Source organism: Roseomonas chloroacetimidivorans, from assembly GCF_049629625.1.
GTDB classification, from domain to species: Bacteria; Pseudomonadota; Alphaproteobacteria; order Acetobacterales; family Acetobacteraceae; genus Roseomonas; species Roseomonas chloroacetimidivorans.
Window position 1 is genome coordinate 15,608 of the sequence record NZ_JBNBZS010000021.1, and the last position, 25,296, is coordinate 40,903.

The following is a 25,296-nucleotide window of genomic DNA, read 5'->3' on the forward strand; positions in this document are numbered from 1 at the left end:
GTGCCGGAAGACCGCCTTGACCGGATCCGGAATAGTGGGTGCAATGATGCGCTCTGATGGCAGGGAAAGGGATCTGTCCCATGGTCCTCTCGAACCGGTGCTGGCCGGTCCCAATGACCCTGCATATCGCTTTACTGCTGCCGCTGGCTGGTTGTGGCCTGACGATAGAACGCACCAGTCGCGTCGCTGCCATCGAGCAGTCCCTGCAGGAGGCACAGACGCATGGTAGCGTCCTTCAGCAGCGTATCGGCGAGCTTGAGGCGACGTTGGAGACGGAGCGCCGTGCAGCAGGCGATCTGGCCACCCTGGACGAACGCTTGGCGCAGGCCCGAGGATCGCTCGCAGCCACGGAGCGGGCGCGGGCCATGGCGGACCAGCAGGCGCGCAGCCTGCGTGAACGCGTCGCGGCCGAGGAGCGTCGCCTTGCCGGCCTCCAATCCGAAGCCGGGCAACTCCAACAGGCATCCGAGGAGCGAAGGGGCACGCTCTCCGAGACGGAGCGCAACCTTGCTGGCCTGCAGGAACAAGCGGCAGCGGCAGAGCGTCGCCTCGCCGGGCTGCGTGACCGGTCAGAGGCGCAGGAGGGCCGCCTGGCAGCGCTCGGCGAACGGGCCGCGGCCGAAGAGCAGCGCCTGACTGGATTACGAGCGGCTATAGCTGAGACGGAGGGCCGTCTCTCCCGCATGACCCAGGCTGCCGATGATGCAGCCGGGCGCGTTCGTGGACTGGAAGCACGCTCGGCTGAGCTGGCCGGGGCCACCGGCGCAGCGGAGCGCCGCCTGAGCGAGCTGCGTGGCGTGCTGGCGACTGCCGAGACGTCGCTGGCCGAGCGCCGGGCCTCCATCACGCAAACGCAAGCTGAACTAGCCCGGCTTACCACAGCACGCGACGAGGCTGCCTCCACGCTGCGCAGCCTGCAGGCGCGCAACGAGGAATTGCGAACCAATGTCGGCAATGCTGAGCGTCGGCTCGCCGAACTGCGCGACGGCACCACCGCCGAGGAACGCCGCCTGCAGGCTTTGCGCGCCGAAGCTCAGGCGGCCGAAGTAAATCTTGCAGCCCGGCGCACAGCGCTGAATGAGGCTGAGCAGAAGCTGGCAGAAGCCAACCGCGCCGCTGGCGAGGCCAGCAGCCGCGTCCGTGGCCTGGAGGCTCAGGCTCAGCAGATCTCCGCATCCGCAGATCTGGCACGCCAGGAGCAAACCCGGCTTCAGGAACGTTCCCAAAGCCTGCGTAACGAGGCCACGGGCTTGGAGCAGCGCCATCAGGAGTTGGCCAAGCAGATCACTGAGGCTCAATCACGGCTTGACCAAAAGCAACGCGACTTGACCGAACGGACCAACGAGCTGTCGCGCGATCGTCAGAGATCTCAGGACCGGGTGGTGCCAATCGCTGGAGGCGGCACAGAGCAGCCAGCCTCTGACAAGGACAGGGCGCCCTCCGGAAGTCCATAAGCCGGAGCGCCATTTGCGACTGGGATCGCTCGGCCCGCTGGCCATGGCAGCCAGGCGAACCGATACGATTGCGCAACGAGCCTCTCCGTCGCCGGCTCCGTCAGGTGATCATGCCACCGCCCCTTCCCGGTCGGGCGGTTCCCCCACCGATTTGTCGCTTGCCGGCTCGGAGTAAGCTGCGCGGGAACATCTCTGCTTCGCCAGACAACAGGCACTTCAGCTTTGCAGCAGATCCACTGCTGCAAAGCTTAATAGGACTTCGGCAGGCCCAGCACCTTCTCAGCGATGAAGCAGAGGATGAGCTGCGGGCTCACCGGGGCCAGGCGCGGAATCATCACCTCGCGCAGGTAGCGCTCCACATGGTATTCCTTCGCGTAGCCGAAGCCGCCATGCGTCATCACCGCCTGCTGACAAGCCGCGAAGCCGGCCTCCGCCGCCAGGAACTTCGCGGTGTTCGCCTCCGCCCCGCAGGACAGGCCCTTGTCGTAGCGCCAGGCCGCCTGCATCACGCTCAGCCGCGCGGAATCCAGCCGCATCCAGCACTCCGCCAGGGGATGCTGGATTGCCTGATTCTGGCCAATGGGCCGGCCGAACACCACGCGCTCCCGCGCATAGCGGGTCGCCCGCTCCAGCGCGACGAAGCCCAGCCCCAGCGCCTCGGCCGCGATCAGGATGCGCTCGGGGTTCAGACCATGCAGGATGTACTCGAAGCCGCGCCCCTCCTCGCCGATCCGGTCCTCCTCGGGAACCTCCAGGTTGTCGAAAAAGACCTGATTCGAGTCCACGGCCTTGCGGCCCATCTTGTCGATGGCACGCACCTCAATCCGGCTGCGGTCGAGATCGGTGTAGAAGAGCGAAAGCCCCTCGGTCGGCTTACGGACCTCCTCCAGCGGGGTGGTGCGCGCGAGAATCAGGATTTTCTCTGCCACCTGGGCCGTGGAGATCCACACCTTCTGCCCGTTCACCACATAGTGGTCGCCGCGCCGCTCCGCGCGCGTGCGCAGGCGCGTGGTATCCAACCCGGTGTCCGGCTCCGTCACCGCGAAACAGGCGCGCTCGCGCCCGGCAATCAGTGGCGGCAGCATCCGGCGCCGCTGCTCGTCCGTGCCGAAGACCACCACGGGCTGCAACCCGAAGATGTTCATGTGCACGGCGGAGGCCCCGCTCATCCCCGCGCCGGACTGCGAAATGGCCTGCATCATGATGGCCGCTTCGGAAATGCCGAGCCCGGCACCGCCAAATTCTTCCGGCATGCAGATACCCAGCCAGCCATCGGCGGCCAGCGCCTGGTGCAGTTCCACCGGGAAGTCGCCCGTGCGATCACGTTCCAGCCAGTAATCATCCCCGAAGCGGGCACAGATGCGGGAAACCGCGTCGCGCACGGCCTCCTGCTCCTCGGTCAGCGCGAAGTCCATGCAACCTCCTCATCGGCGGGACCCGGCAGCTCGGGCGGGGGCCGCAGGGCGGACTCCGCCTGCCCGGCCCATCGCCCCACCGGCGCGGTGGAGCGCAGCATACCACCTTGCGGCAGCCTCGCCTCGCGCCAGAAGCCGACGGCGCGAAGATGCGGGTCCTCCAGCAACGCCTCCACGCCGTTCACCGGCGCCGCGGGAATGTCCAGCCCGCAAAGCAGATCCAGCCACTCCGCCGTGTTGCGCCCCGCCAGGATCTTCCCAACCAAGCCATAGGCATGATGGAAATTGGCGGTGCGCGCCGCATGGTCCCGCAGCCGAGGGTCGGAATCCAGTTCCGCCTCGCGCCCGACAGCACGGAAGAAGCGACGCCAATGCGCGTCATTGTAGAGCAGCACGGCGATGTGGCCGTCCCGGGTGCGGTAGGGCCGGCGCTGCGGCGTCATCAGCCGCGGATAATGCGGCCCGCCACATGGCGGATCAAAACTAAGGCCGCCGAGATGGTCGCCCAGCACCAGCTCGGCGAAGGTCTCGAACATCGGCACCTCGATTTCCGCGCCCTCGGCTCCCCGCTCGCGCGCGAAGAGCGCGGCGGTGACAGCCTGGGCGAGGTGGATTCCCACTACCCGGTCGCTCAGCGTCAGCGGCACGTAGCGCGGCTCACCGTCCGGCGAGACGCGCCCCATGATCTCGGCCAGCCCGCTCGCCGCCTGGATCAGGTCGTCATAAGCAGGGCGCGCGGCATAGGGGCCGCCCGCGCCGTAGCCCACCGCGCTGGCCACGATCAGCCGCGGGTTCACATTGCGCAGCGCATCACGTCGCAGCCCCAGCCGCGCGGCCGCATCGGCCCGCATATTGTGCAGCAGCACATCCGCACCGGCTGCCAGACGCCGCAATGCGGCCTGCCCCGCTTCGGATTTGAGGTCGAGCGCCACGGCACGCTTGCCGCGGTTGAGATGCGCGAACATGGCGCCGCCCTGGCCGGCACGGCGCAGCACGTCGCCCTCCGGCGGCTCCACCTTCAGCACCTCCGCCCCCTGGTCGGCCAGGAGGCGGGCGGCATAGGGCCCCATCACCACGGAGGAGCAGTCCAGCACGCGGATGCCGGCCAGCGGCCCGGGGGAAGGCAAACCCATCACTCCTTGGGAATGCCCGCTGCCTCGACCATCTCGCGCCAGACGACGAGCTGCTGCTTCACGAAGTCGCCCAGCTCCTGCGGCGTGCCGGAGAAAGCGTCGAAGCCGATCTCGGCGAAGCGCTGCTTTACCTCGGGCCGCTCGATTGGCTTGCGGATGGCGGCGTTCAGCGCCTCGATCACTGGGGCGGGCGTGCGCGCGGGGGCAAAGACACCGTTCCAGGAGGTGATGTCGAAGCCAGGCAGCGCCGCCTCCGAGAGCGTGGGCGCCTCCGGCATCAGCCGGGACCTTTCCCTGGTCGACATACCGAGGTTGCGCAGCTTGCCCGCGCGCAGATTGCCCAGGCCCGCCGCGATATCCACGAACATGCAGTCCACGCGCCCGGCGATCACATCCGTGATCGCGGGCGGAGTGGAGCGATAGGGCACGTGCAGCATTTCCGTACCCGCCATGCGCGCCATGGTGGCGCCGGCGACGATGCCCGTGCTGTTGCCGCTGGCATAGCTCATCTCTCCGCGCCGCCGGCGCGCCATCTCCAGAAACCCCCTCGCATCCTTCGCGGGCGAGCTCTCGCCCACCACCAGCATGAAGGGCAGGTTCCCCACCCGCGCGATGGGCGCGGAATCCGCCACCGGGTCGTAGTCGAGATGCTTCAGCAGCGCCGGATTGGCGGAATGCGTGGTGTTGGTGGTGACGAAGAGAGTGTGCCCGTCCGGCTCCGCCCGGGCCACGTAGCTGGCGGCGATCGCACCATTCGCGCCCGCGCGGTTGTCCACCACAATGTTGGCGCCGCCCAGCTCCGCGCTCATTACCTGCGCCAGGATGCGCGCGCCGGCATCCGTGCCGCTGCCGGCCGCAAAGGGAACCACCATGGTGATGGGGCGGGTGGGCCGCCATCCGCCCTGCGCCAGGGCGGGGCGGATGGCGGGCAGGGCCAGCGCGGCGGCGGCCGTGCCGAGAAGGGAGCGGCGACGCATCACCCATGCCCTCCCGCGCGGCGCGTGACCTTGGCCGGGTCCTCGCCATAGGGCGGCGCGTAGATCACCATGAGCTTCAGCGGCTCCTCGCTGGTCACGGTGACGACGTGCTCCACCCCGATCGGGAAGAAGCAGAAATCGCCGGGCCCGACCTCGCGGCTCTCGCCGCCCACCTCCACCTGCGCGCGCCCTTCCATGATGTAGCAGGTCTGCTCCAGGTCCGGATGGGCATGGGGTAGCGCGCCATTCCCGCGCTCGATGGTGCCGATCAGCACCTCCATCTGCGTGGCGCCCACCGTCTCCGGCGCGATCACGCGGCGATTGCTGGTGCCGGTGTGATTGGCGGGGCTGTAGGGGGCAACATCCTCGGCGCGCAGGAAAAAGCGGCGCGCCGCAGCCACCGGGGCCGGGGCTTCTGACACTGGATCGGTCTCCTCGAACGGCCCGCTGCGGAGGGCTCTTGCATTCAGTGCCACGAAGCTGGAAGCGCAGGGGCGATAAGGCAATTGAAAACTTGTTCTCGCTCGATAAGATCTTTTTATGGACGTAACGCTGAAGGGATTGCGCGCCTTCCTCACCATCGCGCGCCACCGCTCCTTCACCCGCGCCGCCGGCCTGTTGCATGTCACCCAGCCCGCACTGACCGTGCAGATCCGCCAGCTCGAGGCCGTGCTGGGCCTGCGCCTGCTGGACCGCACGCCGCAGGGGGTGGAGCCGACGGAGGCCGGGGCGGAATTGGCGCGGGTGCTGGAGGTGCAGCTCCGCGACCTCGATCACACACTGGAGAACGTACGGGACCTGGCCACGCGCCGCCGGGGCACGGTGCGGCTGGCGGCGCTGCCCTCCGTCGCTTCCGGCCTTCTGCCCCGCGCGATGCTACGAATGCGCAAGCGCCATCCGGAACTGCGCGTGCAGTTGCAGGAGGCGGTGACGGGCCGGGTGCATGATATGGTGAGGGCCGATATGGTGGATATCGGCATCGCCAGCGGCCCACCCCCTGGCCCGGACCTGGCGCGGGATCCGCTGTTCCAGGACCGGCTGCAAGCCATCCTGCCGGCGGACCACCCTCTGGCCTCGCGCCGCCGCATCCCGCTGGACGCCCTGGCACGGGAACCCCTGCTGCTGCTGGAATCCAACACCTCCGTCTGGCGTGTGCTGGATGACGCATTCGCGGCGAAGGGCCTCCGCCTCCTTCCCCTGCAGCAGGCGGTGCACACGAGCACGCTGATCGGCATGGCGCAGGCAGGCCTCGGCATCGCCCTCCTGCCCTCCACGGCCGTGGAGTTGCGCATGGCGCCGGAGCTGGCCCGGCGGCCGCTTCAGCCGGATCTGGTGCGGGAGATCATGGTGGTGCGCCGCGCCGGACGCTCCCTCTCCCCGGCCGCCGCGGCCCTGGTGGAGGCGCTGCGCGAGAGCGCCGACGACTGACGCCGTCAAATTCCCAGCTGGCCGGAGTGGACCTCTCCCTCAGCGGAGCAGGCCGCCGAGGGCCGCAGCCACCTCCATCACGCCGGGGCAAAGCGGGCCTGAGCCGCTTCAAGAACCCTGCTTCAGGGTACAAGCAGCGTGCACTGACCCGTTCCGGCCTGGAATGATCACCCCATCCCCGGCAGCCGCTCGATGAGCTTGTCGAGCGTGACGGGGTAGTCTCGCACGCGGATGGCGGTGGCGTTGTGGATGGTGTTCGCCACCGCGCCGCCCAGGCCGCAGAGGCCAAGCTCGCCCACGCCCTTGGCCTTCATTGGCGAAAGCAACGAAAGATCACCGCCGGTACTGCTCGTCCGTCACCTGCTCCATCCAGTCCACGGGGGAGCCGTTGAACTTCTCCTGGATGGCGATATGGCTCATCGCAGTGGTGGGTGTGGCGCCGTGCCAATGCTTCTCGCCGGGCGGAAACCAGATAACGTCGCCGGGACGGATCTCCTCAATGGGCCCACCATCGCGCTGCACCCAGCCGCAGCCGGAGGTCACGACCAGTGTCTGGCCGAGCGGATGGGTGTGCCAAGCGGTGCGAGCGCCGGGCTCGAAGGTGACCAGGGCGCCAGCCACCCGCGCCGGGTCGGGCGGGCTGAACAGCGGGTCAATGCGAACCGCGCCGGTGAAGTACTCGGCAGGGCCCTTGCCGGAAGGCTGGGAGCCCGCGCGCTTGATCTCCATCGCCGATTTCCCGTGACTATGAAAAGCCCAGGCCGCCTCGCGACGGCCCTCGGTGCTGCGGGCAAAAACCTAGCCGAGGTGGCTGTGACAGGTAAGGCGGTAAAACCCAAATAGACCCAGTAGTAGAATTTCTGAATGCGTCAGGCCGACGTCAGTGACTTCCCCATCCCCGCATGTCGGAGAGCTTCACGCGAGCCGCGGCTCAGCTCAGCGCGTTCCGATCGACGCCGTCAGAATTGCGAGACGTGAACACCATGAGTTGTGCCGAGCGCGCGAAAGGGGGTGGCTGCTTCTACTCAACAGGTTGACCCGCAGGCCAGAGGCGATTTCGATCTCAAACGGCGCGAGGTGACCAGCGCCAATTGGGCGATCTGCGGCAGATCCGGGCCGCTTTCTCCAGGACCGGAACGGCGGGCGAAGGAAGCCTTGGCGGTCAGCTCGGCCCAAGGCCCGATCATCAAGGTGCTCACGCGACGTCCCGGCACGCAGGACGTTAGCTCGATGCATCAAGGGACGGAGGCACCTACTGCGGCTCTACTTTATCGGCACGGCTGGTTGGAGCATCCCGAAGCAGCATGCCGGGGCCTTCCCTGGAGAGGGTAGCCATCTGGAGCGCTACGCCCGCTGCCTACCGGCTGTGGAGATCAATTCGTCCTTCTATCGTCCGCATCGTCCAGCCACCTACGAGCGCTGGGCCGCCAGCGTGCCTTCGGGCTTCCGCTTCTCGGCCAAGCTGCCCCGTGAGATCACGCACACCCGGCGGCTCGTGGACGCGGCCGAGCCACTAGACCGCTTCCTCGGAGAGGTAAGGGCGCTCGGTGCCGCGCTCGGACCCCTGCTGGTGCAGCTTCCTCCCAGCCTGCGCTATGACCACGCTGCGGCCGTACGGTTCTTCGGCGACTTCCGAGAGCGGTTCGATGGGCAACTCGCCTGCGAGCCGCGCCACGAGACGTGGTTCAGCGAGGCCGCCGAGGCGCTGCTCACCAAATACCAGGTGGCACGGGTCGCCGCCGATCCGGCCGTTGTGCCGCAAGCCGCGCAGCCGGGAGGCTGGCCGGGCCTCCTCTACATCCGCCTGCACGGCTCTCCGAAGGTCTACTACTCCGCCTACTCCCCCGAGGAGGTCGAAGCCACAGCCGGGCGCCTGCGCGCCGCCTCGGCGGAAGCTGAAGACTGCTGGTGCATCTTCGACAATACCGCCCTCGGCGAGGCAACTGGACAGGCGCTGGACCTGCTGCGGCAACTAGGTTGAGTGGGGTGTTTGCAAAGCACGTCGCCGCAGATTGCAAGCCAGCAGACCACGAGGGAAGAGCGCCGCGCCCAGCCGTGCTTGCCCTGGATCAGGCAATCGGGATCAGAGCGGGCGGGGATGATGCGCCTCTTCACGCAGTGGCGGGTTCGCCCGAACAGGTATGATTTTCGGGCCCCGGCTCGATCCGTGCTACGTCACCGCCATGGAGACCAAGCCCCCCATCCCCCGCGCCATCCTTGTCGGCATCCAGATGCCGGAGGTCGATGACGTCGCGCACCAAGCCAGCCTCGAGGAGCTGGGACGCTTGGTGAAAACGCTGGGCTATGAGGTAGTGGGTACTGTTTCACAGCGGCGTGAGGGCACCGGTGCAGCGTCGCTCCTGGGAAGCGGCAAGCTGGCCGAATTGGCGGCGCTCACGGGCGGCACCGGCCAGGTTGGCTCGATGGCACCGCCGTCCAGATCCAAGGCGCGGCAGCGCTTTGACGGCGCCGCCGAGACAGCGCCCATGGCGGAGCCGGAGGACGACGCGGCCCGCAGGCCCGAATTCGTGATCGTCGATCACGAGCTCTCGCCCAGCCAGATCCGCAACCTGGAACGCGCCACGGGCGCCCAGGTGCTCGATCGCACCGGCGTCATCGTCGAAATCTTCCATCGCCACGCCAATACCCGCGAGGCGAAGCTCCAGGTGGAGATGGCGCGCCTGAAATACGTGGCGCCCCGCCTGCGGGAGTCCTCGGGCGGCGGCGAACGCCGGCAGGGTCCCGGCGCGGGCGAAAGCACCCTCGACCTCGACCGCCGCAAGATCCGCGACCGGCTTGCGGAGCTGAAGGAACAGCTGGACGCCGTGCAGCGCGACAGCGACCACCGCCGCTCCGCTCGGCGGGACCAGCTACGGGTGGCGCTGGTTGGCTACACCAATGCCGGTAAATCCTCCCTGATGCGGGCTCTCACCGGCAGTCAGGTGTTGGTGGAGGACAAGCTGTTCGCCACCCTGGACACCACGGTCCGCATCCTGCAGCCGGAAACCCGGCCGCGCGTGCTCATCTCGGACACGGTTGGCTTCATCAAGCAGCTGCCGCACGACCTCGTCGCCTCGTTCCGCTCCACCCTGACGGAGGCGTTGGAAGCCTCGCTGCTGCTCTTCGTGGTCGACGCGTCGGACCCGACCTATGAGGCGCAGTTGGAGGTGAGCCGCAGCGTACTGCGCGAGATCGGGGCGGATGCCGTGCCGTCCCGCCTTGTGCTGAACAAGATGGACCGGGTGGACGACGCGAGGCGCGCCGCCCTGGTCGAGAAGCATCCGGACGCCATCCTGCTCTCCGCCCATGCGCCCGAGGATGTCAGCGCGTTGCGGGACACCATCATCGCCTTCTTCGAGGCGGAGATGGTCGAGGATGTGCTGGTGCTGCCCTATGCGAAGCAGGGGCTGATCGGCGAGGTGTATGAAAGCGCGCGTGTCCTGTCCGAGGAGTATGACGAGGCTGGCCGGGTGCTGAAGGTGCGCGGCCTGCCTGGTGCCATCGCGCGGCTGCGGCGGAGTCTTGCCGCGCTCTGAGGCTCGGATGCGGGCAGCATCCAGCAGCCCTTCGATATGACTACGGCGTCTGGAACCACCGGCAGCAACCGCCACCGATTGCAGGCCAAAGATCTCTTCTTGGCCGCTTCTGTCGAGAATTCGGCTTCTGGCGGGGGCACCCTGTTTTGAGCGAGGGGAGCCCCAGGCTGTCGATAAGCATCCAACCAGCCCCCGAGCTTGGCGGCACGCCCCCGATTCTGCTGCGAAACTTGGTCAAGAAGTGGGGCCCGATCGGGGCCCCAATATGCCATCCATTTTTTAAACAAACACAATGGTTTCGGCCGTGCCAGGGGGTGGAATTCTGCCGGCGTTGAAACACAGGCGGCCTCGTCCTGATCGAGGAGGGTGCCATCGGCACGCTGCCGCCGGATTGAGGGTAGGAGTTGCGGGAGGCATAACCCACCTGAATTCAGGACACCCGTCATGCCTCATGTAAAAGACCAAAGGGACGAGGCGGTAGCGGCAGCAGCGGAGCTGGCGCGTGACGTCGCGGGAAACCTCGATGCCGTGCTCCTCACGCATTACTCCGACCTCGAGACGCTCGACACATTGCGGCCTGGCGAAACCGACATCGAGACCGTCCAGGCGGTGAACCGGGCCGTCGCGGCCGAGATGATCGGCCAGGGTGTCGAGGTCTTTGTGCAGCGGGCAGACAGGGCAGCCTTCCGGCGCTGGATGCAGGGGAGGACGGACACACCGGAGAACCGTCGCGCCTGGATCGATCGCGGCCGCCTGCTCAGGGGTGAGGCCGCCCTCAAGCTGCTCGGCCTCAAGCCCGCGGGTTCACCTCACTCGGCACCCCGCTTTGAGAGATCGCCCAGCCCCGTCGCCGACCGGCTGCTTGCCGCCTTCGTCGCGGGGGAGGATGACGAAGTTGAGGCTCTTGCCCAGGATCTTCTATCGGCCGGACGGGACGATGTTCTTGATCTCGCGATCCGGAAGGCCGCCGAGCGCCATGGGGACCAGAACGCGGACGAACTCGCCAAGGCCCTGCAGTCGGTGGCGGCAGGTGACGCCGTCGGGCCCTCCGGATGGGCCGAGTTGGTCGCCCTTCCCGTGGCTCTCCCCCAGCAGCAATTGCCTAGTGCGGCCGCGATCGGCGACGGGCTGGTCGCGTCCGGAGCCCTGGCGGATACGCTCGAGATCCGCTTCCTGGCAGGTTGGCGCTCACCGGAGACCCTCGCGAGCCTCTCGCCAAGCACCCTCCGGCGCGTGCTCCTGGACATGGTCGCCGGTTCCGAGCTCCGCGACCTGCCACCGGGCGACGTAGACGAGCTGGTGAGGGACGGCTTCGGCGTGCTCGTCGGCCTGCAGATCGACTGGGATATCCCTGTCTGGGACGACATCGCTGCACAAGACGATCTTTTCGCCACGAATGGGGATGATGAAGGCCAGACGCCGGAGGAGGCCCGCCTTGCCGCCCTGTTCGATAGCTGGCGCGGCGCGGTCTTTGAGGCGAGCGGGGGCTGCGTGCCACTGGCCCTGGTTTCGCCGTCCGAGGTGGACGCCGAGATCGCGGACTTCCTGGACGAGGCCGGAGCGCAGACCCGCGGCCTCGAGGAGATCGTGGATCTCGTCGCCAGAGCCAGGCGTGATGCGAGGGATGAGGAGGTTGTCTGCCGTCTGGAAGTCGTCGGCGATGGGCTGGAACTATCGCTCTACACCGAGCGGGGCCGGTTCCTGGAGAGCATGACCCTTCCGGCGGACCGGATGCCAGCCAAGGCCGTGGAAATGCCGAGGCTCATCGGAACCTTCGTGCGGCTGGTCAGGGATGCGCCGGGCCGGTAGCCAAGCCGCCAGAATGGGCGCGGCGGGCATCCGTTCCAGTGCGGCCGAGGCGGCCACCCTCACCCGTTCAGGCAGCCAGCGCCGTCCCGGCCTGAACCTCGACCAGCACAGCTGCAGCCGCGGCAGGAGTGATCTCCAGCGCGTCGATGCCGTTGCCGGTGCCAGGATCGAAGCGGGCGGCCACCTCGACGGCCTTCTCCGCACCCATGCCAACCGCCATCACCGCCAAGGCATATTCCCGGCCCGAGCCGATCGACGTGAAAGCGTCCTCGACGGGCCACTTGCCGTCGCGCTGGTGCAGCCAGCACTTGCCGTCCGGCATCACTTCGAGCGCGGTGCACCAGCGGTCGCTCGACTGGCAGTCCGGACGGGGGCCGCCATGCTCCAGCCAATCGAGGACAACGGAGGCCACCGGCCAGTCCCCGGTCGCACCGATGAGGCGCCCGTCTGCCGTCCGACGGATCTTGGTCGACGAATAGGTTGTCGTGCCCATCGAGATGCGGCGGTCGGCGGCCATGAGGCGGCCGTCCCAGGCAATGGTGGTCACGGTGAGAGCCCCCCGGGTGCGTTGCACGTCAGCGTTTAGCCTTCCGGGCTTATCCCTCTCAACCAAATATTCACAAAAACGTGATCATCTCGGCCAAATGCACCGGGCGGGCTTCGCCAGTGCCAGATGCAGCCCTGCCCGACCGTGGAGACAGAAGACAGGCGAGCTTGCCACCCGTCCCGCCTACCTGGCGGCAGGGGTCCACCTCCGCTTCTGCGAAGGCTACTGCGCGATCTGCATGTCCGGACTGGACGCCTAAGCCGAATGGGCGAAGCTGGCCGATAGCGGCGCGTCCGCATCCGGGCAGACCATCTATGGATGGCAGCTGTCACGAGACAAGCTGGGCTTGACTGCTTCCCGGCCGGAAGCAGGTTTGCCTCGGTTCTAAGCGGCCCCTTCTGATCCAACAGGTGCCCCAGGCGCCGCTTCGAGTTTTTCGCTTCTCTCGCCTTACCTTGCGGGGTTCACGCGAGGCTGGTTCATGATGCGGCCCGATAATCATCTCTCGCACGACGGACGAAGCGTCGCTCAGCGAGGCGCTCAGGCGCGGAGCGCCTGCGCGAGGACCAGGCTGGCAAGGCGGGCTGTGGCAAGCAGGCGATCCAGGCCGTGACCCTCGCGGGCCATGGTGGAGAGACCGGTCATCACGGTCACCACATAATCAGCCAGGCGCCCGGCCGCCTCCGGGTGGGTGGCCGCGACGAAGCGGCGGATGGTATCCTCGGCGGCGGTGGTGAGGGCGCGGGCGGCCTCCCGCGCCTCCGGGTCGTTGCAGCGGGCGCCCTCAATAACAAGGCAGCCGGCGGCGGCAGGGTCGGCGGCGTAGCGGCGAGCGGCTTCCTCGAGCACTTCGGCGAGGGCTTCGGCCACGGGGCGCCCAGGACGCAGGATGTCGCTCAGGGGGACGCCCTTGATACCGGTGTAGCGGCCGAGAACGCGCGCATAGAGGCCGGCCTTGCTGCCGAAGGCGGCGTAGAAGCTGGGCGGGTTGATGCCCAGCGCCTCGGTAAGGTCGGCGACGCTGACGGCGTCGTAGCCACGGGCGTGAAAGAGGCGCTGCGCGGTGGCAACGGCCTGCTCGGGGTCGAAGCGGCGGGGGCGGCCGCGGGGGCGCGGTGTATTTGTAGTCATCGATACAAAATGCCTTGACGGGGCCTTCGGAGGGTTTATGTAGCGATCACTAGGTTAGACCTCAAGGAGGGCCTCATGGCCGGTTTTCAGGGTAAGTCCGTTCTGGTTCTTGGCGGTAGCCGGGGAATTGGGGCAGCGATCGTGCGCCGCTTCGCCGGGGAAGGGGCGGCGGTGACCTTCACCTATGCCGGATCGCGCGAGGCGGCCGAGCAGCTGGCCGGCGAGACGGGCAGCAGGGCGGTGCTGACGGACAGCGCGGACCGCGATGCGGTGATCGCGCGCGTGCGGGAGAGCGGGCCGCTGGACGTGCTGGTGGTGAATGCGGGGGTGGGCGCCTTTGGCGACCCGCTGGAGCAAGATCCGGACGCGGTGGACCGGCTGATCCGCATCAACGTGAACGCGCCCTACCACGCGGCTGTGGAGGCGGCACGGCGAATGCCGGAGGGCGGGCGGATCATCGTGATCGGCTCCGTGAACGGGGACCGGATCCCCTTCCCGGGCCTGTCGGCCTACGCGATGAGCAAGTCGGCGCTACAGGGCATGGCCCGCGGGCTGGCGAGGGACTTCGGGCCGCGCGGGATCACGGTAAACGTCGTGCAGCCCGGGCCTATCGACACCGACATGAACCCAGCGGACGGACCGATGAAGGACATCCAGCACGCCGTCATGGCCATCAAGCGCCACGGGCGGCCCGAGGACGTGGCGGGGATGGTGGCCTGGCTCGCGGGGCCGGAGGCGAGCTTCGTAACAGGCGCCATGCACACCATCGACGGCGGTTTTGGCGCCTGATCCGGCGGAACACGGGCGGCCGGGGCGCAGGCGGCCCCGGCCATGTTCTCACGGCCCAGTTCGAGGCTTCGAGGACTCGCCTTGCCGGACATCCGTAGCAGCGGCAAGGGATCGTCTACGTCAGCCATCCAGGCCCTGAAGTACGGCCATCCATGGCAACGATCGGCATCATCGGCGCGGGCGAAGTCGGCAACCATATCGCGCGCGCCGCCATCGCGAGCGGCTACGACGTCGTCATCGCAATTCGCGGAAACTTGGCACGCTGCGCAGGCTCGTTGCAGAGCCAGGGCCGTCGGCGAGCGCATCGACCGCCTCAGATGCGGCCAGGGCGGGCAACTTCGTCGTCGTGGCTGTTCCCCTCAGCTTGGCGAACGACATGCCCATGGAAGCGCTCGCGGAGAAGGTGGTGACCGACACGACTTGGCGTGACAGGAACTACCCGATCCTCGATTCCGGCGAAAAGACCGGGCACGAACTACGCCAGGAGCAGCTTACCGCATCCAAGGTGGTGAAGGCTCTTACGCATATCGAGGCTCCCCGCATCATCGCCTAGGGCAGGCCGCGCAGCTCCCCGGATAGACTGGCCCTGTCGGCATCGAGTCCTGGCCCACCCGCACCGGTCAGCCTGCATGGAAGCAGGAGCGTCAGGCCCGGCCGGACCTCATCGCCAACCCTTAACGCAAGGCGCATCGTCCAGAGGTAAGGCCGCACCGCCCGGAACGGTCCTGAGAGAGACGCTCGGCGGCTTAACCGCGTTTTCGGAGCGCTTGCTCAAGTATATGGGGGCGAAAGCGGTCCGCCGGCTATTTCTGTTGTCCACCCACTTCGTCCATATGCCACCCGAGTGGTCACGTCTGCTTTCGAGAACGCGGCGATGCCAGGCGGATGACCGATGGGCGGGGGCAGCAGTGCGCCCGGGCAGCGGCGTCATCCGCTCACCGTAGGAATAGAACCGCTCGGGCCGCCTACGCCTGTCCGGGCTTGAGCAAGTTGCCATCCCAGTAACAGGGAGCCATCAGCCCGAGCCGAGAGGTGGCAAGTGAGGGATCTGGACCAAGTCTTTGAGGAACTCGCGCGTTCCTCCTTCAGGCGGCGCTTCCGGCTCAACGGTCGCGATGCGGATTACCTGCGCGGAAACGGGAGAGACGTGGTCCTCTCACACGCCAAAGGATTCGTGGCAAAGCGGCTCGCGCCTGCGACTCCAGTCCGGGACGGCAAGCAAACCCCGATGCGCGGGCATCCAGTCTTCGTAGCGCAGCACGCCACCGCCACCTGCTGCCGTGGATGCCTCGCCAAGTGGCACGGCATCCCAGCCGGGCGGGAGTTGTCAGAGGCAGAGCGGGAACATGTCGTCTCGGCGCTGGCACGCTGGCTGGACGCCCAGCCTGCCATGGCGGGCGCTCAGGCCGAATTACCTTTCCGGGACGCATAGCCACCATCAGGTTGAGCGGGAGGGGCCACGCGACTGCATGAAGGCCCTGGGCTCGAGAAAACAGCTATTGCTGCCCTGCATCGTCCAGTCTGCAACTCGGCAAACCGTTGGAGTCAGGACGGCTTGCCCGGAGCACATCAAGCTGGCTCGGCGCCCCTCTGCGGCTTGCCACATGCCCCGGACTATCACACGTCCAGATTCGCCACCTTCAGCGCGTTCCCGACGATGAAGTCGCGGCGCGGTTCCACCACATCGCCCATCAGCGTCGAGAAGACGCGGCCAGCATCATCCGCATCCTCCACCTCGACGCGGAGCAGAGTGCGCGCCTCCGGATCCAGCGTCGTCTTCCAGAGCTGCTCGGGATTCATCTCGCCCAGCCCCTTGAAGCGCTGCACGGTCAGCCCCTTGCGGCCCTGCGCCAGGATGCGGTCCAGCGCCGCCATCGGCCCACGCACCTGCTGCTGCTGGCTCTCGAAATGCAGCGTCACCGGCTCACCGAAATCAGCAGAGAGGCGATCCCGCCGCTCCTCCAGCCAGCGCGCCTCCGCCGAGCGCAGCGCCACCGGTTCCAGATGATGGCTCTCCGTCACGCCACGCACCTGACGGAAGACCTTCAGGCCATCGCCGTTCAGCGTCGCCATCCAGCTTCGCTCGGTCGGCGCAGCCAGCTCGTTCAGCCGGGCAGCCAGACGCGGCGCGGCCTCCGGATGTGGCTCGGTGCCCAGGGCTCCGGCCACGGCAGCCTGCTCCACGATCTCCGCCGGGATGTTGTTTGCCAGACGCCGGATACGGCGCGAGACGTTGCGCAGATCGTCCACCGCCACGCGCAACTCCTCACCGGCCAGCTCACGGCCATCGGTGAAGGACATGCGCGCACCATGCAGCGCCTTCTCGAGGAGATACTCCTCCAGCGCCCGGTCGTCCTTCAGGTAGCGCTCGTCATTGCCGCGCTTGGCGCGATAGAGCGGCGGCTGCGCGATGTAGAGATAGCCGCGCTCAATCAGCTCCGGCATCTGCCGGAAGAAGAAGGTCAGCAGCAGCGTGCGGATATGCGATCCGTCCACATCCGCGTCCGTCATGATGATGATGCGGTGGTAGCGCAGCTTGTCCGGATCGAAGAACGGCATATTCGGCCGGTCCGGATCGCGCGCTCCAATGCCTGCGCCCAGGGCGGTGATCAGCGTTCCGACCTCGGCAGAGGACAGCATCTTGTCCATCCGCGCGCGCTCGACATTCAGGATCTTGCCTTTCAGCGGCAGGATCGCCTGGTTCGCGCGATTGCGGCCCTGCTTGGCGGAGCCACCTGCGGAATCACCCTCAACGAGGAAGAGCTCGGACTTCGCCGGGTCCTTCTCCTGGCAATCCGCCAGCTTGCCCGGCAGGGTGGAGATGTCGAGCGCGTTCTTCCGCCCCACCTTCTCCCGCGCGATCTGCGCCGCACGGCGCGCAACGGCGGACAGCACGACCTGATCCAGGACGAGCTTCGCCTCTTTCGGATGCGTCTCGAACCAGTGGCTCAGCGCATCGGCAACGGCCATCTGCACCACCGGCTGCACCTCGGACGAAACCAGCTTGTCCTTGGTCTGCGAAGAGAATTTGGGGTCCGGCACCTTCACCGAGAGAATGCAGGACAGTCCCTCCCGCATGTCCTCGCCGGAAAGCTCCACCTTCTCCCTCTTCGCCAGGTCGGCGGCATACTTCGTCACCACGCGCGTCAGCGCCTGGCGGAAGCCAGCCTGATGCGTGCCGCCGTCGCGCTGCGGAATGTTGTTGGTGAAGCAGAGGGTGCGCTCGCGCGGCGAGCGATTCCACCACATCGCCATTTCCACGCGGATGCCGTCGGTCTCCTTGCTCGCGAAAGAGACGGGCGGACGGAACAGCGGGTCCTCCGCCGCATCCATCCACTCGACAAAGGCGACGAGGCCGCCTTCGAAGTGGAAGTTGGCCTCCTGCACGGGGGTGTGACGCTCGTCGCGCAGATGGACCTTCAGGCCGGAATTAAGGAAGGCCAGCTCGCGCAGGCGCTTCTCCAATATGGCAAACTCGAACTCGATCCTGGTGAAGGTCTCGGAGGAGGGCTTGAAGGTCACCTCCGTGCCGGTCGGATGGTCGCTCGGGCCGACAACCTCCAGCGGCTTCACCGTCTCGCCATACTCGAAGCGGATCAGGTGCTCCTTGCCGCCTCGCCAGATGCGGACCTGCATCCATTCGGACAGCGCGTTCACCACCGCCGCGCCCACACCGTGCAGACCGCCGGAGACCTTGTAGGAGTTCTGGTTGAACTTGCCGCCGGCATGCAGCCGCGTCAGCACCACCTCGGCGGCGGAAACGCCCTCCTCGGCATGGATGTCGGTCGGAATCCCGCGACCGTCATCGGTCACGGTCACGCTGCCATCGCCGTTCAGCACCACCGTGCAGGTGGTCGCAAAACCGGCCTGAGCCTCGTCCACGGCGTTGTCGATGATCTCGAAGGCCATGTGGTGCAGGCCCGAGCCGTCGTCAGTGTCGCCGATATACATGCCCGGCCGCTTGCGGACGGCCTCCAGGCCGCGGAGCACGGTAATGGAGGCGCTGTCATAGGCACCATCGGCGCCGGCAGCGGCAACCTCGGCGACATGGGCGGCGCGGGCGGATTCGGACATGCGGTGTGGGAACCTCTCGGGCCGCGGCGGATGGTCGCGCGGCAGACGGAATCATCTGGCGCCAATATAAGGATTCCGCGCGCGCGAAGCCAGGGCGAGGCGCCAGAAGATCAAGGACTTCAAAGGAAAAAGGGCTAAAAGGGCCAGTTTCGGCGATCTTACGCCGCCTCCGGCACGATCCCATCCGCCCCGATCGAGAAAGTCTCCGCCACCCCGCGCAGCGAAGCGAAGACCCCGGGCTCCGTCCCTGTCAGAAAGCTCTGCGCGGGCAGGGCGGCCAAAGCGGCGAACAGCGCCTCCCGCCGCACGGCGTCCAGATGGGCCGCGATCTCGTCCAGCAGAAGCAGCGGCGCGAAGCCGCGGCTGGATGCGATCAGCGCCGAATGGGCCAGCACGGTCGAGATCAGGAGCGCCTTCTGCTCCCCGGTGGAGCACAGTTCGGCCGGCACCCCCTTGGGAAGGTGGGAAAGCCTGAGGTCGCAGCGATGCGGTCCACCCAGGGCCATCCCGGCGGCGGCATCGCGCCCGCGGCGGGCGGCCAGGGCCTCGCGCAGCCCATCCTCCACCTCCAGCGCCGACCGTGTCTCCAGCGCCGCCGCCGTCTCGCATTCCAGGGCACAAAGGGCAGCCGGGAAGGCGCCCGCCACGCCCTCGGCCAGGGCACCGTTCAACCGGGTGATCAGAGACCGCCGGGCGGCCGTCAGCGCCAGCCCGTGGCGGGCCATGGCATCCTCAAGCCCGTCCAGCCAAGCCGCCTCGACGCGCCGCCCCTCGCGCCCCTCGGAAAGCAGGCGGTTGCGTTGGGTCATGGCGTTTTCGTAGGCCGAGACCTCCCGCGCATGGTTCGGGTCGAGGGCCCAGACGAGGCGGTCCAAGAAGCGGCGACGGCCGGAGGCAGCTTCCTGAAACAGCCGGTCCATCTGCGGCGTCAGCCAGACCGCCGCCACCAGCCGCCCCAGCTCCGCCTGGGTTTTCACCGGCTCCCCATCCAGGCGGAAGGCACGTTTGTCCGCCGGCCCGTCATGGGCAGTCCCGGTGCCGAGATCGAAGACCCCCTCCGGCCCCTCGAAGCGGCCCGACACCGCCCAGGGCAGGCTTTCCTCGCCCACATGGCGGCCCAGATCGGCGTTCTTCGCGCCCCGCAGCCCGCGCCCGGGGCCGAGCAGGCTGATTGCCTCCAACAGGTTCGTCTTGCCCGAGCCGTTTTCCCCCGCGATCACGACCGTTCCGGAGGAGAAGCGCAGGGCGGCGCGCGCGTGATTCCGGAAATCCTGAAGCTGCAGACGCGTGAGGCGAAGGGTAGGGGTCACGTCTTGGGGGTGCCAGAAGAGGGGATCACCCGCACGGCCCCGCCCTTGCGGCTGGCCGGATAAGCGGGGCGGGCAGCGGCGCCGGGCCGCAGGCCAGGCATCAGCCCACCCGGCGCTCCGGCAACGCACGGCATCACAGATGGCGCCTCCGGGCGCCCCATCAAGCGATGCGGGTTCAGACCCGCATCGGCATCAGCACGTAGAGCGCCTCGGGCTTGGAGGCGTCCTGCACGATGGTCGGCGCCGAGCCATCCGCGAAGCGGAACTCCACCTGCCCGTCCACCTGGTCCGTGATGTCCTTGAGGTAGCGGGCCTGGAAGCCGATCTCGAGCGGTGCGGCGTCGTAGCTGACGGTGTCGTCGTCCAGCTCCTCCTGCGCCTGCCCCTGGTCCGGGGAGGCGGCGGTGAGAAGAAGGCGGTTCCTCTCGAGCGAGAGCTTCACCGGACGCGAACGTTCGGAGGAGATGGCAGCCACGCGGTCCACCGCGGCCGCAAAGGCGGCCTTGTCCACCGTCATCACCCGGTCGTTCCCCTTGGGGATCACCCGCTCGTAATCCGGGAAGGTGCCGTCGATCAGCTTGCTGGTCAGCGTCACGAAGCCGAGCTTGACCTGCAGCTTCGTGTCGGAGAGCCGAATCTCGATCTCCTCCGACGCCTCCTCGGCCAGCTTGCGCAGCTCGGCGACGGTCTTGCGGGGGACAATGACGCCCGGCATGCCCTCGGCGCCCTCCGGCAGGGGCTCCTCCACCCGGGCCAGGCGGTGCCCGTCGGTGGCCACCGCACGCAGCACCTTGCCGCCTTCGCCCTCGGTCGCGTGCAGATAGATGCCGTTGAGGTAGTACCGCGTCTCTTCAGTCGAGATGGCGAAGCGCGTGCGGTCCACGAGATCCCGCAACAGCCCGGCCGTCACGGTGAAGCGGTGCGGAAGCTTGCCCTCGGTCATCGAGGGAAAATCCTCCACCGGCAATGCCATCAGGCTGGTGTTGTAGCGCCCGGCCCGAAGGGCCAGCGGGGCATCGCCGCCGCGATGATCCAGCTCCACCGTCGCGCCTTCCGGCAATTTGCGGACGATCTCGAACAGGGTCGCGGCCGGGGCGGTGCAGCGGCCCTCGCGCGCGACCTCTACCCCCGCGACCTCCTCAACGATCGCAATTTCCATATCCGTGGCCGTCAGGCGAAGCCCATCCTTGCCGGCATCCATCAGCACATTGGCCAGGATCGGGATGGTGTTGCGCCGCTCCACCACGCTTTGGACATGGGCGAGGGCCTTCAGGAGCACCGCCCGGTCCACCGTGAACTTCATCGCCGCCATCCCCGCAACGCTGTGGGGGGCGCAAGGCCCCCGGAAGAACCTCGTATCATCCTGAAAACGCGACGTGAAGACTCGGGCAGAATCGGATCTTCCTGAACCCCGGCCCTGAACGCCCACCCCGCCCGCGCGTTCGGGCCAGGATTGATCTGGAGGTTACCATGAAAGCGATAGTGGTGCGCGCCCCCGGCGGGCTGGACAGGCTGGAACTGACCGACCGTCCTGATCCCGGCCAGCCCGGCCCCGGCAAGGTCCGGGTGAAGCTCCACGCCAGCTCCCTGAATTTCCACGACTATGCTGTGGCGGCCGGCAAGGCGCGGGCGGAAGATGGCCGGATCCCCATGGCCGATGGCGCCGGGGTGGTGGAGGCGGTGGGCGAAGGGGTGACCGAATTCGCCCCCGGCGACCATGTCGTCTCCTGCTTCTTCCCGGACTGGCAGGACGGCGCACCGACCATCGCCGATTTCAGCCGCACCCCCGGCGACGGGATCGACGGCTTCGCGCAGGAGCATGTCGTCCTTCCGGCCACCGCCGTCACCCGCGCCCCCCGGGGCTTCAGCCATGTGGAGGCCGCAACGATCACCACCGCGGGCCTGACCGCCTGGCGCGCCCTGGTGGTGGATGGCGGGCTGAAGGCGGGGGACACCATCCTGGCCCTGGGCACCGGCGGCGTGTCCATCTACGCCCTCCAGATCGCCAAACGGATGGGCGCCCGGGTCATCATCACCTCCTCTTCTGACGAGAAGCTGAAGCGCGCCCGCGCGCTCGGCGCTGACGAAACCATCAATTACCGGACCGAGGAGAACTGGGGCGCCCGCGTGCGTGAGCTGACCGGCGGCCTGGGTGTGGACCATGTGGTGGAGGTTGGCGGCCCGGGCACCCTGGCACAATCCATCCAGGCCGTGCGGGTGGGCGGGCACATCTCCCTGATCGGCGTCCTCACCGGCCGCGCCGGCGAAGTGCCCACCGCGCTGCTGATGGCCAAGCAGGCCCGCCTCCAGGGCCTGATCGTCGGCAACCGGCGCCAGCAGCAGGATTTCGTTCGTGCGCTGGATGATGGGGCGCTGCGTCCCGTGATCGACCGAAGCTTTCCGCTGGAGAAGCTGGCCGATGCTTTCCGCTATGAGGAGGCGGGCAGGCATTTCGGGAAGATCGGGGTGGAGTGGTGAGGACACCTCCGGGAAGGCTCTGCTTTCCCGGACCTTTCATCTGCTTAGGGGCGTGCGCCTGAGGTCCGTGACCTCTGGTGACTTGAAAGGGCAGGACACGCGGCTGGAAACAAACCGCCCGTGATGCTGTCAGCGATCACTGCTTCCCCAGAAACTCGATGCGGGGTCTGGGGAAGACAGAACCTTCCCCAGGAACATCCCTCAGGTCTCCAGCATCCGCCGCAGCAATTCCACATCCTCGGCAAAGCCCGCATCGCTCTGCATCAGCTCCGCCACGCGGGAGACGGCATGCATCACGGTGGTGTGGTCGCGGTTCCCGAAGCGCCGCCCGATTTCGGGCAGCGAGCGGGAGGTGAGCTGCTTGGAGAGATACATCGCCACCTGCCGCGGCCGCGCCACGTTCCGCGCGCGGCGGGCAGAGGACATGTCGGTCAGGCGGATATTGTAGTGCTCGGCAACGCGCTTCTGGATTTCCTCGATCGTCACGCGGCGATCATGGGCGCGCAGAATGTCGTGCAGCACCTCCTGGCAGGATTCCAGCGTCACTGGCCGGCCGAAGAGATTGGCATGCGCGATGAGGCGGTTCAGCGCCCCTTCCAGCTCGCGTACGTTGGAGGTGATCTTGTGCGCCAGGAATTCCAGCACGCGCACGGGTACGTCCACGCCCGCCGTGGCCGCCTTGGACTCCAGAATGGAGATGCGCAGCTCGTAGGTGGTGGCGTGGATATCAGCGACCATGCCGCAACCCAGCCGCGTGCGCAGCCGATCCTCGAGCCCCGCCAGATCCGAGGGCGGCTTGTCGGAGGAGACGACGATCTGCTTGCCCTGGTCCACCAGCGCGTTGAAGGTGTGGAAGAACTCCTCCTGCGTGTTGTCCTTGCCGATCAGGAACTGCAGGTCGTCGATCATCAGCACATCGACGGAGCGAAGGCTTTCCTTGAACTCCATCGTAGACTGCGAGCGCAGCGCGGCGATGAAGCGGTACATGAACTTCTCGGCGCTCATATAGGCCACTGAGCGGCCGGGCCCGCCGGCCTGCGGCTCGCGGATTGCCCAGGCGATCGCATGCATCAGATGCGTCTTGCCCAGCCCAACGCCGCCATAAAGAAAAAGCGGGTTGAAGCCCGGTGAATTCGGCTTCTCCGCCACGCGCCGCGCGCAGGCATGGGCGAATTCGTTGGGCTTGCCGACAACGAAAGTGTCGAAGGTGAAGCGCGGGTCCAACGGCGCGGCCCATTCCCCGCGCGGATCAGACTTCGGCGCCTCGCTGCGCGCTTCCCCTGCCGGCCGGGTGGCTGAAAGCGGCTCGGCCAGCTCCGTGCCATCCGTAGCAGCCGGCGCCGCCGGAGCGGATTCGCGTGGGCTGCCAGCATTCGCCACGCGGATATCCACACGGCGCACGCCAACCGACTCGGCCTGCCACAAGGCCCGCAGCCGGTCTCCATATTGTCCGCGCAGCCAATCACGCAGGAAGCGCGTGGGCACATGCACCACGGCCTCGTCGCCTTCCACGCCCGCGAGCGTCAACTGGCGCAACCAGGTCCGGTACTCGGCCTCGCCCACTTCCTCCCGCAGGCGGCCACGGATGCGCGCCCAGGCCGCATCCAGGCTGCCATCACCCTCGGCGTTGACCGAGGAGAAGGCTCCAGACACGGCATTGGCGTGCTGTTCCGGCATGCGATTCAACCGAGCCCCCTGTTCCGTCCTGCGTCGCCGCCTGGACGGTTACTGCATCACAAAGCGTAACTTGCGGCCTGGGTGACCGCAAACGCCAAACACGTTCCCGGCAAACGAGACGGGACGCGCAAAAAGACGCGCCACGGCGCGTGAGCACCGTGACGCGCTTGCATCACGATTTTCGTTCAGACGATCTATGCAGGACGCCAGAGCGGCGCCCATGCAATCAGGCGGTAGCGCCAAGCGCCTTGATGCGCGAGGACAAGCGCGACAGCTTGCGCGCCACGGTGTTGTCGTGCGTCACGCCCTTGTCGGCGGCGCGCTGCAGCTCCGGCTGGGCCAGGCGGAACGCCTCCTGGGCCTTCGCCTTGTCGCCACCCGTGATCGCGTCTTCGACCACGCGCAGGAAGGTGCGGACGCGCGAGCGGCGGGCGCGGTTGCGCTCGACGCGCTTCTCGTTCTGCCGGATGCGCTTACGCGCGGAAGCGGTGTTCGCCATGGGCCTTGAGGATACCAGTCGAAATGTTCGCGGGACGCGCACCGCCTGGGGCGGCCGCGGGAAGGGGGGCGTTCTATCCACAGCCCCCCCCAGAGTCAAGGAAAGGCGTGATGCCCCCCGTTATGCGTTCCGGAAGGCCGGCTTTCTCTTCTCCGCGAAGGCCGCCATCCCCTCCTTCTGGTCCTCGGTGGCGAAGAGGCTGTGGAAAAGCCGCCTCTCCAGCCGGACCCCTTCCCGGAGGGACAGCTCATAGGCGGCATTGACCGCCTCCTTGGCCATGGCGACCGAGGGCTGGGAGAAGGCGGCGATCGCCTCGCCCATCTTCAGGGCCTCCTCCACCAGGCTCTCCACCGGCACCACGCGGGTGACCAGGTTGGACCGCTCAGCCTCGGCCGCATCCATCATCCGGCCGGTCAGGATCATGTCCATGGCCTTGGATTTGCCCACGGCCCGGGTCAACCGCTGCGAGCCGCCGGCACCGGGAATGATGCCCAGCTTGATCTCAGGCTGGCCGAACTTCGCATTCTCGGCCGCGATGATGATATCGCACATCATGGCCAGCTCGCAGCCGCCGCCCAGCGCAAAGCCCGCCACCGCCGCGATCACCGGCTTCTTGATGGTGAGCACCGTCTCCCACTTGTTGCCGATGAAGTCCTCGAAGTGCACGGCGGGGTAGGTGCGGTCCTTCATCTCCTTGATGTCGGCGCCAGCGGCGAAGGCCTTCTCGCTTCCCGTGATCACGATGGCCCCCACGGCCGGATCGGCGTCGAAGGCCTTCAGCGCCTGGCCCAATTCCGTCGTCAGCTGATCGCAGAGCGCATTCAGAGCCGAGGGGCGGTTGAGCGTGATCAGCCCCACCTTGCCGCGCGTCTCCGCCTTGATCATCCCGTATTCGGCCATTTCGCCCTCCCGTCTGATCGGCGCAGGCTGTGGCGGGGCGCCGAGGAGGTCAACCGCCCCCCGGCCCGGCAGAATCACTCCCTTCCTCCTGCCCCGCCCTGTAGAAAACCTGGCCGGGCAGCCTCCCGGGCGGCAAACC

24 protein-coding genes and 1 pseudogene are annotated in these 25,296 nt (G+C 67.6%); 9 read left to right on the forward strand and 16 right to left on the reverse strand.

Annotated features, from left to right (window positions below; translation table 11 throughout):
- Window positions 1-113: 113 nt before the first annotated feature.
- Window positions 114-1,454, forward strand: a complete 1,341-nt coding sequence (locus ACO1BU_RS16975) for a coiled-coil domain-containing protein (protein WP_424137153.1) — start codon at window positions 114-116, stop codon at window positions 1,452-1,454.
- A gap of 248 nt (window positions 1,455-1,702) precedes the next feature.
- Here ACO1BU_RS16975 and ACO1BU_RS16980 read toward each other — a convergent pair whose 3' ends face one another.
- The 4 genes from ACO1BU_RS16980 to ACO1BU_RS16995 are packed head-to-tail and all read right to left on the reverse strand — an operon-like array spanning window position 1,703 to window position 5,401.
- Window positions 1,703-2,869, reverse strand: a complete 1,167-nt coding sequence (locus tag ACO1BU_RS16980; protein ID WP_424137154.1) for an acyl-CoA dehydrogenase family protein — start codon at window positions 2,867-2,869, stop codon at window positions 1,703-1,705.
- Window positions 2,854-4,002 carry a CaiB/BaiF CoA transferase family protein gene (locus tag ACO1BU_RS16985; RefSeq protein ID WP_424137155.1) on the reverse strand — a complete coding sequence of 383 codons (1,149 nt, stop codon included), beginning with the start codon at window positions 4,000-4,002 and terminating at the stop codon, window positions 2,854-2,856. The genes ACO1BU_RS16980 and ACO1BU_RS16985 overlap by 16 nt, the downstream gene beginning before the upstream one ends.
- Window positions 4,002-4,979: a Bug family tripartite tricarboxylate transporter substrate binding protein gene (locus ACO1BU_RS16990; RefSeq protein WP_424137156.1), complete on the reverse strand. Its 978-nt coding sequence runs from the start codon at window positions 4,977-4,979 to the stop codon at window positions 4,002-4,004. Before ACO1BU_RS16990 ends, ACO1BU_RS16985 begins: the two co-directional genes overlap by 1 nt.
- Complete coding sequence (locus tag ACO1BU_RS16995) at window positions 4,979-5,401, reverse strand: cupin domain-containing protein (RefSeq protein ID WP_424137157.1); 423 nt, start codon at window positions 5,399-5,401, stop codon at window positions 4,979-4,981. Before ACO1BU_RS16995 ends, ACO1BU_RS16990 begins: the two co-directional genes overlap by 1 nt.
- A 118-nt stretch (window positions 5,402-5,519) precedes the next feature.
- Here ACO1BU_RS16995 and ACO1BU_RS17000 point away from each other — a divergent pair, with 118 nt between their 5' ends.
- Window positions 5,520-6,407 (forward strand): LysR family transcriptional regulator, encoded by an 888-nt coding sequence (locus ACO1BU_RS17000; RefSeq protein WP_424137158.1) that lies wholly within the window; start codon window positions 5,520-5,522, stop codon window positions 6,405-6,407.
- 167 nt (window positions 6,408-6,574) lie between these two features.
- Here ACO1BU_RS17000 and ACO1BU_RS17005 read toward each other — a convergent pair whose 3' ends face one another.
- From ACO1BU_RS17005 to ACO1BU_RS17015, 3 genes are all read right to left on the reverse strand, one after another.
- The gene (locus tag ACO1BU_RS17005; RefSeq protein WP_424137159.1) at window positions 6,575-6,721 is read right to left on the reverse strand and encodes a hypothetical protein; all 147 of its coding nucleotides are present in this window, start codon (window positions 6,719-6,721) and stop codon (window positions 6,575-6,577) included.
- Window positions 6,722-6,740: 19 nt separating this feature from the next.
- The gene (locus ACO1BU_RS17010; protein ID WP_424137160.1) at window positions 6,741-7,136 is read right to left on the reverse strand and encodes a (R)-mandelonitrile lyase; all 396 of its coding nucleotides are present in this window, start codon (window positions 7,134-7,136) and stop codon (window positions 6,741-6,743) included.
- A gap of 296 nt (window positions 7,137-7,432) precedes the next feature.
- Window positions 7,433-7,606: a hypothetical protein gene (locus tag ACO1BU_RS17015; RefSeq protein ID WP_424137161.1), complete on the reverse strand. Its 174-nt coding sequence runs from the start codon at window positions 7,604-7,606 to the stop codon at window positions 7,433-7,435.
- Window positions 7,607-7,677: 71 nt separating this feature from the next.
- Here ACO1BU_RS17015 and ACO1BU_RS17020 point away from each other — a divergent pair, with 71 nt between their 5' ends.
- From ACO1BU_RS17020 to ACO1BU_RS17030, 3 genes are all read left to right on the forward strand, one after another.
- On the forward strand, window positions 7,678-8,388 hold the full coding sequence (locus tag ACO1BU_RS17020) for a DUF72 domain-containing protein (RefSeq protein ID WP_424137238.1): 711 nt from the start codon (window positions 7,678-7,680) through the stop codon (window positions 8,386-8,388).
- A gap of 202 nt (window positions 8,389-8,590) precedes the next feature.
- A complete protein-coding gene (hflX, locus tag ACO1BU_RS17025) occupies window positions 8,591-9,943 on the forward strand; it encodes a GTPase HflX (RefSeq protein ID WP_424137239.1) in 1,353 nt (450 codons plus the stop codon).
- A 444-nt stretch (window positions 9,944-10,387) separates the two neighbouring features.
- Window positions 10,388-11,752, forward strand: a complete 1,365-nt coding sequence (locus tag ACO1BU_RS17030; protein ID WP_424137162.1) for a hypothetical protein — start codon at window positions 10,388-10,390, stop codon at window positions 11,750-11,752.
- Between the two features lie 67 nt (window positions 11,753-11,819).
- Here ACO1BU_RS17030 and ACO1BU_RS17035 read toward each other — a convergent pair whose 3' ends face one another.
- On the reverse strand, window positions 11,820-12,299 hold the full coding sequence (locus tag ACO1BU_RS17035) for a hypothetical protein (protein ID WP_424137163.1): 480 nt from the start codon (window positions 12,297-12,299) through the stop codon (window positions 11,820-11,822).
- Window positions 12,300-12,839: 540 nt separating this feature from the next.
- A complete protein-coding gene (locus ACO1BU_RS17040) occupies window positions 12,840-13,430 on the reverse strand; it encodes a TetR/AcrR family transcriptional regulator (protein ID WP_424137164.1) in 591 nt (196 codons plus the stop codon).
- Between the two features lie 75 nt (window positions 13,431-13,505).
- Between ACO1BU_RS17040 and bdcA the strand changes: the two genes are divergently transcribed.
- From bdcA to ACO1BU_RS17055, 3 genes and pseudogenes are all read left to right on the forward strand, one after another.
- Window positions 13,506-14,219, forward strand: a complete 714-nt coding sequence (gene bdcA / locus ACO1BU_RS17045; RefSeq protein ID WP_424137165.1) for an SDR family oxidoreductase — start codon at window positions 13,506-13,508, stop codon at window positions 14,217-14,219.
- 152 nt (window positions 14,220-14,371) lie between these two features.
- Window positions 14,372-14,772: pseudogene (locus ACO1BU_RS17050) on the forward strand (NAD(P)-binding domain-containing protein).
- 486 nt (window positions 14,773-15,258) lie between these two features.
- On the forward strand, window positions 15,259-15,651 hold the full coding sequence (locus ACO1BU_RS17055; protein ID WP_424137166.1) for a DUF4186 domain-containing protein: 393 nt from the start codon (window positions 15,259-15,261) through the stop codon (window positions 15,649-15,651).
- Between the two features lie 185 nt (window positions 15,652-15,836).
- Here ACO1BU_RS17055 and gyrB read toward each other — a convergent pair whose 3' ends face one another.
- From gyrB to dnaN, 4 genes are all read right to left on the reverse strand, one after another.
- Window positions 15,837-18,293, reverse strand: a complete 2,457-nt coding sequence (gene gyrB, locus ACO1BU_RS17060) for a DNA topoisomerase (ATP-hydrolyzing) subunit B (RefSeq protein WP_424137167.1) — start codon at window positions 18,291-18,293, stop codon at window positions 15,837-15,839.
- A gap of 158 nt (window positions 18,294-18,451) precedes the next feature.
- Window positions 18,452-19,603 (reverse strand): DNA replication/repair protein RecF, encoded by a 1,152-nt coding sequence (gene recF, locus ACO1BU_RS17065; protein ID WP_424137168.1) that lies wholly within the window; start codon window positions 19,601-19,603, stop codon window positions 18,452-18,454.
- A complete protein-coding gene (locus tag ACO1BU_RS17070; protein WP_424137169.1) occupies window positions 19,600-19,737 on the reverse strand; it encodes a hypothetical protein in 138 nt (45 codons plus the stop codon). Before ACO1BU_RS17070 ends, recF begins: the two co-directional genes overlap by 4 nt.
- Before the next feature lie 41 nt (window positions 19,738-19,778).
- A complete protein-coding gene (dnaN, locus tag ACO1BU_RS17075; protein WP_424137170.1) occupies window positions 19,779-20,906 on the reverse strand; it encodes a DNA polymerase III subunit beta in 1,128 nt (375 codons plus the stop codon).
- Between the two features lie 167 nt (window positions 20,907-21,073).
- On the opposite strand from dnaN, the gene ACO1BU_RS17080 reads away from it, so the two are divergent.
- The gene (locus ACO1BU_RS17080) at window positions 21,074-22,081 is read left to right on the forward strand and encodes a zinc-dependent alcohol dehydrogenase family protein (protein ID WP_424137171.1); all 1,008 of its coding nucleotides are present in this window, start codon (window positions 21,074-21,076) and stop codon (window positions 22,079-22,081) included.
- A gap of 201 nt (window positions 22,082-22,282) precedes the next feature.
- Here the strand turns inward: ACO1BU_RS17080 and dnaA are convergent, their stop codons facing one another.
- The 3 genes from dnaA to ACO1BU_RS17095 form a co-directional block, all read right to left on the reverse strand.
- Window positions 22,283-23,758: a chromosomal replication initiator protein DnaA gene (gene dnaA, locus ACO1BU_RS17085; RefSeq protein WP_424137172.1), complete on the reverse strand. Its 1,476-nt coding sequence runs from the start codon at window positions 23,756-23,758 to the stop codon at window positions 22,283-22,285.
- 226 nt (window positions 23,759-23,984) lie between these two features.
- The gene (gene rpsT, locus ACO1BU_RS17090) at window positions 23,985-24,257 is read right to left on the reverse strand and encodes a 30S ribosomal protein S20 (RefSeq protein WP_424137173.1); all 273 of its coding nucleotides are present in this window, start codon (window positions 24,255-24,257) and stop codon (window positions 23,985-23,987) included.
- Window positions 24,258-24,377: 120 nt separating this feature from the next.
- Window positions 24,378-25,157, reverse strand: coding sequence for an enoyl-CoA hydratase (locus ACO1BU_RS17095; RefSeq protein ID WP_424137240.1), 780 nt, complete (start codon window positions 25,155-25,157; stop codon window positions 24,378-24,380).
- Window positions 25,158-25,296 lie beyond the last annotated feature (139 nt).

Bases quoted from the DNA above. Each gene is read 5' to 3' on its own strand.
- ACO1BU_RS17030 (WP_424137162.1), top strand. From the start codon at position 10,388: ATGCCTCATGTAAAAGACCAAAGGGACGAGGCGGTAGCGGCAGCAGCG.
- ACO1BU_RS17080 (WP_424137171.1), top strand. From the start codon at position 21,074: ATGAAAGCGATAGTGGTGCGCGCCCCCGGCGGGCTGGACAGGCTGGAA.
- ACO1BU_RS17070 (WP_424137169.1), bottom strand. From the start codon at position 19,737: ATGCCGTGCGTTGCCGGAGCGCCGGGTGGGCTGATGCCTGGCCTGCGG.
- ACO1BU_RS17095 (WP_424137240.1), bottom strand. From the start codon at position 25,157: ATGGCCGAATACGGGATGATCAAGGCGGAGACGCGCGGCAAGGTGGGG.
- dnaN (WP_424137170.1), bottom strand. From the start codon at position 20,906: ATGAAGTTCACGGTGGACCGGGCGGTGCTCCTGAAGGCCCTCGCCCAT.
- ACO1BU_RS17005 (WP_424137159.1), bottom strand. From the start codon at position 6,721: ATGAAGGCCAAGGGCGTGGGCGAGCTTGGCCTCTGCGGCCTGGGCGGC.
- ACO1BU_RS17000 (WP_424137158.1), top strand. From the start codon at position 5,520: ATGGACGTAACGCTGAAGGGATTGCGCGCCTTCCTCACCATCGCGCGC.
- ACO1BU_RS16985 (WP_424137155.1), bottom strand. From the start codon at position 4,002: ATGGGTTTGCCTTCCCCCGGGCCGCTGGCCGGCATCCGCGTGCTGGAC.
- hflX (WP_424137239.1), top strand. From the start codon at position 8,591: ATGGAGACCAAGCCCCCCATCCCCCGCGCCATCCTTGTCGGCATCCAG.
- bdcA (WP_424137165.1), top strand. From the start codon at position 13,506: ATGGCCGGTTTTCAGGGTAAGTCCGTTCTGGTTCTTGGCGGTAGCCGG.
- rpsT (WP_424137173.1), bottom strand. From the start codon at position 24,257: ATGGCGAACACCGCTTCCGCGCGTAAGCGCATCCGGCAGAACGAGAAG.
- ACO1BU_RS17040 (WP_424137164.1), bottom strand. From the start codon at position 13,430: ATGACTACAAATACACCGCGCCCCCGCGGCCGCCCCCGCCGCTTCGAC.
- ACO1BU_RS16980 (WP_424137154.1), bottom strand. From the start codon at position 2,869: ATGGACTTCGCGCTGACCGAGGAGCAGGAGGCCGTGCGCGACGCGGTT.
- ACO1BU_RS17010 (WP_424137160.1), bottom strand. From the start codon at position 7,136: ATGGAGATCAAGCGCGCGGGCTCCCAGCCTTCCGGCAAGGGCCCTGCC.
- ACO1BU_RS16990 (WP_424137156.1), bottom strand. From the start codon at position 4,979: ATGCGTCGCCGCTCCCTTCTCGGCACGGCCGCCGCCGCGCTGGCCCTG.
- dnaA (WP_424137172.1), bottom strand. From the start codon at position 23,758: ATGCCGGAACAGCACGCCAATGCCGTGTCTGGAGCCTTCTCCTCGGTC.
- ACO1BU_RS16975 (WP_424137153.1), top strand. From the start codon at position 114: ATGACCCTGCATATCGCTTTACTGCTGCCGCTGGCTGGTTGTGGCCTG.
- gyrB (WP_424137167.1), bottom strand. From the start codon at position 18,293: ATGTCCGAATCCGCCCGCGCCGCCCATGTCGCCGAGGTTGCCGCTGCC.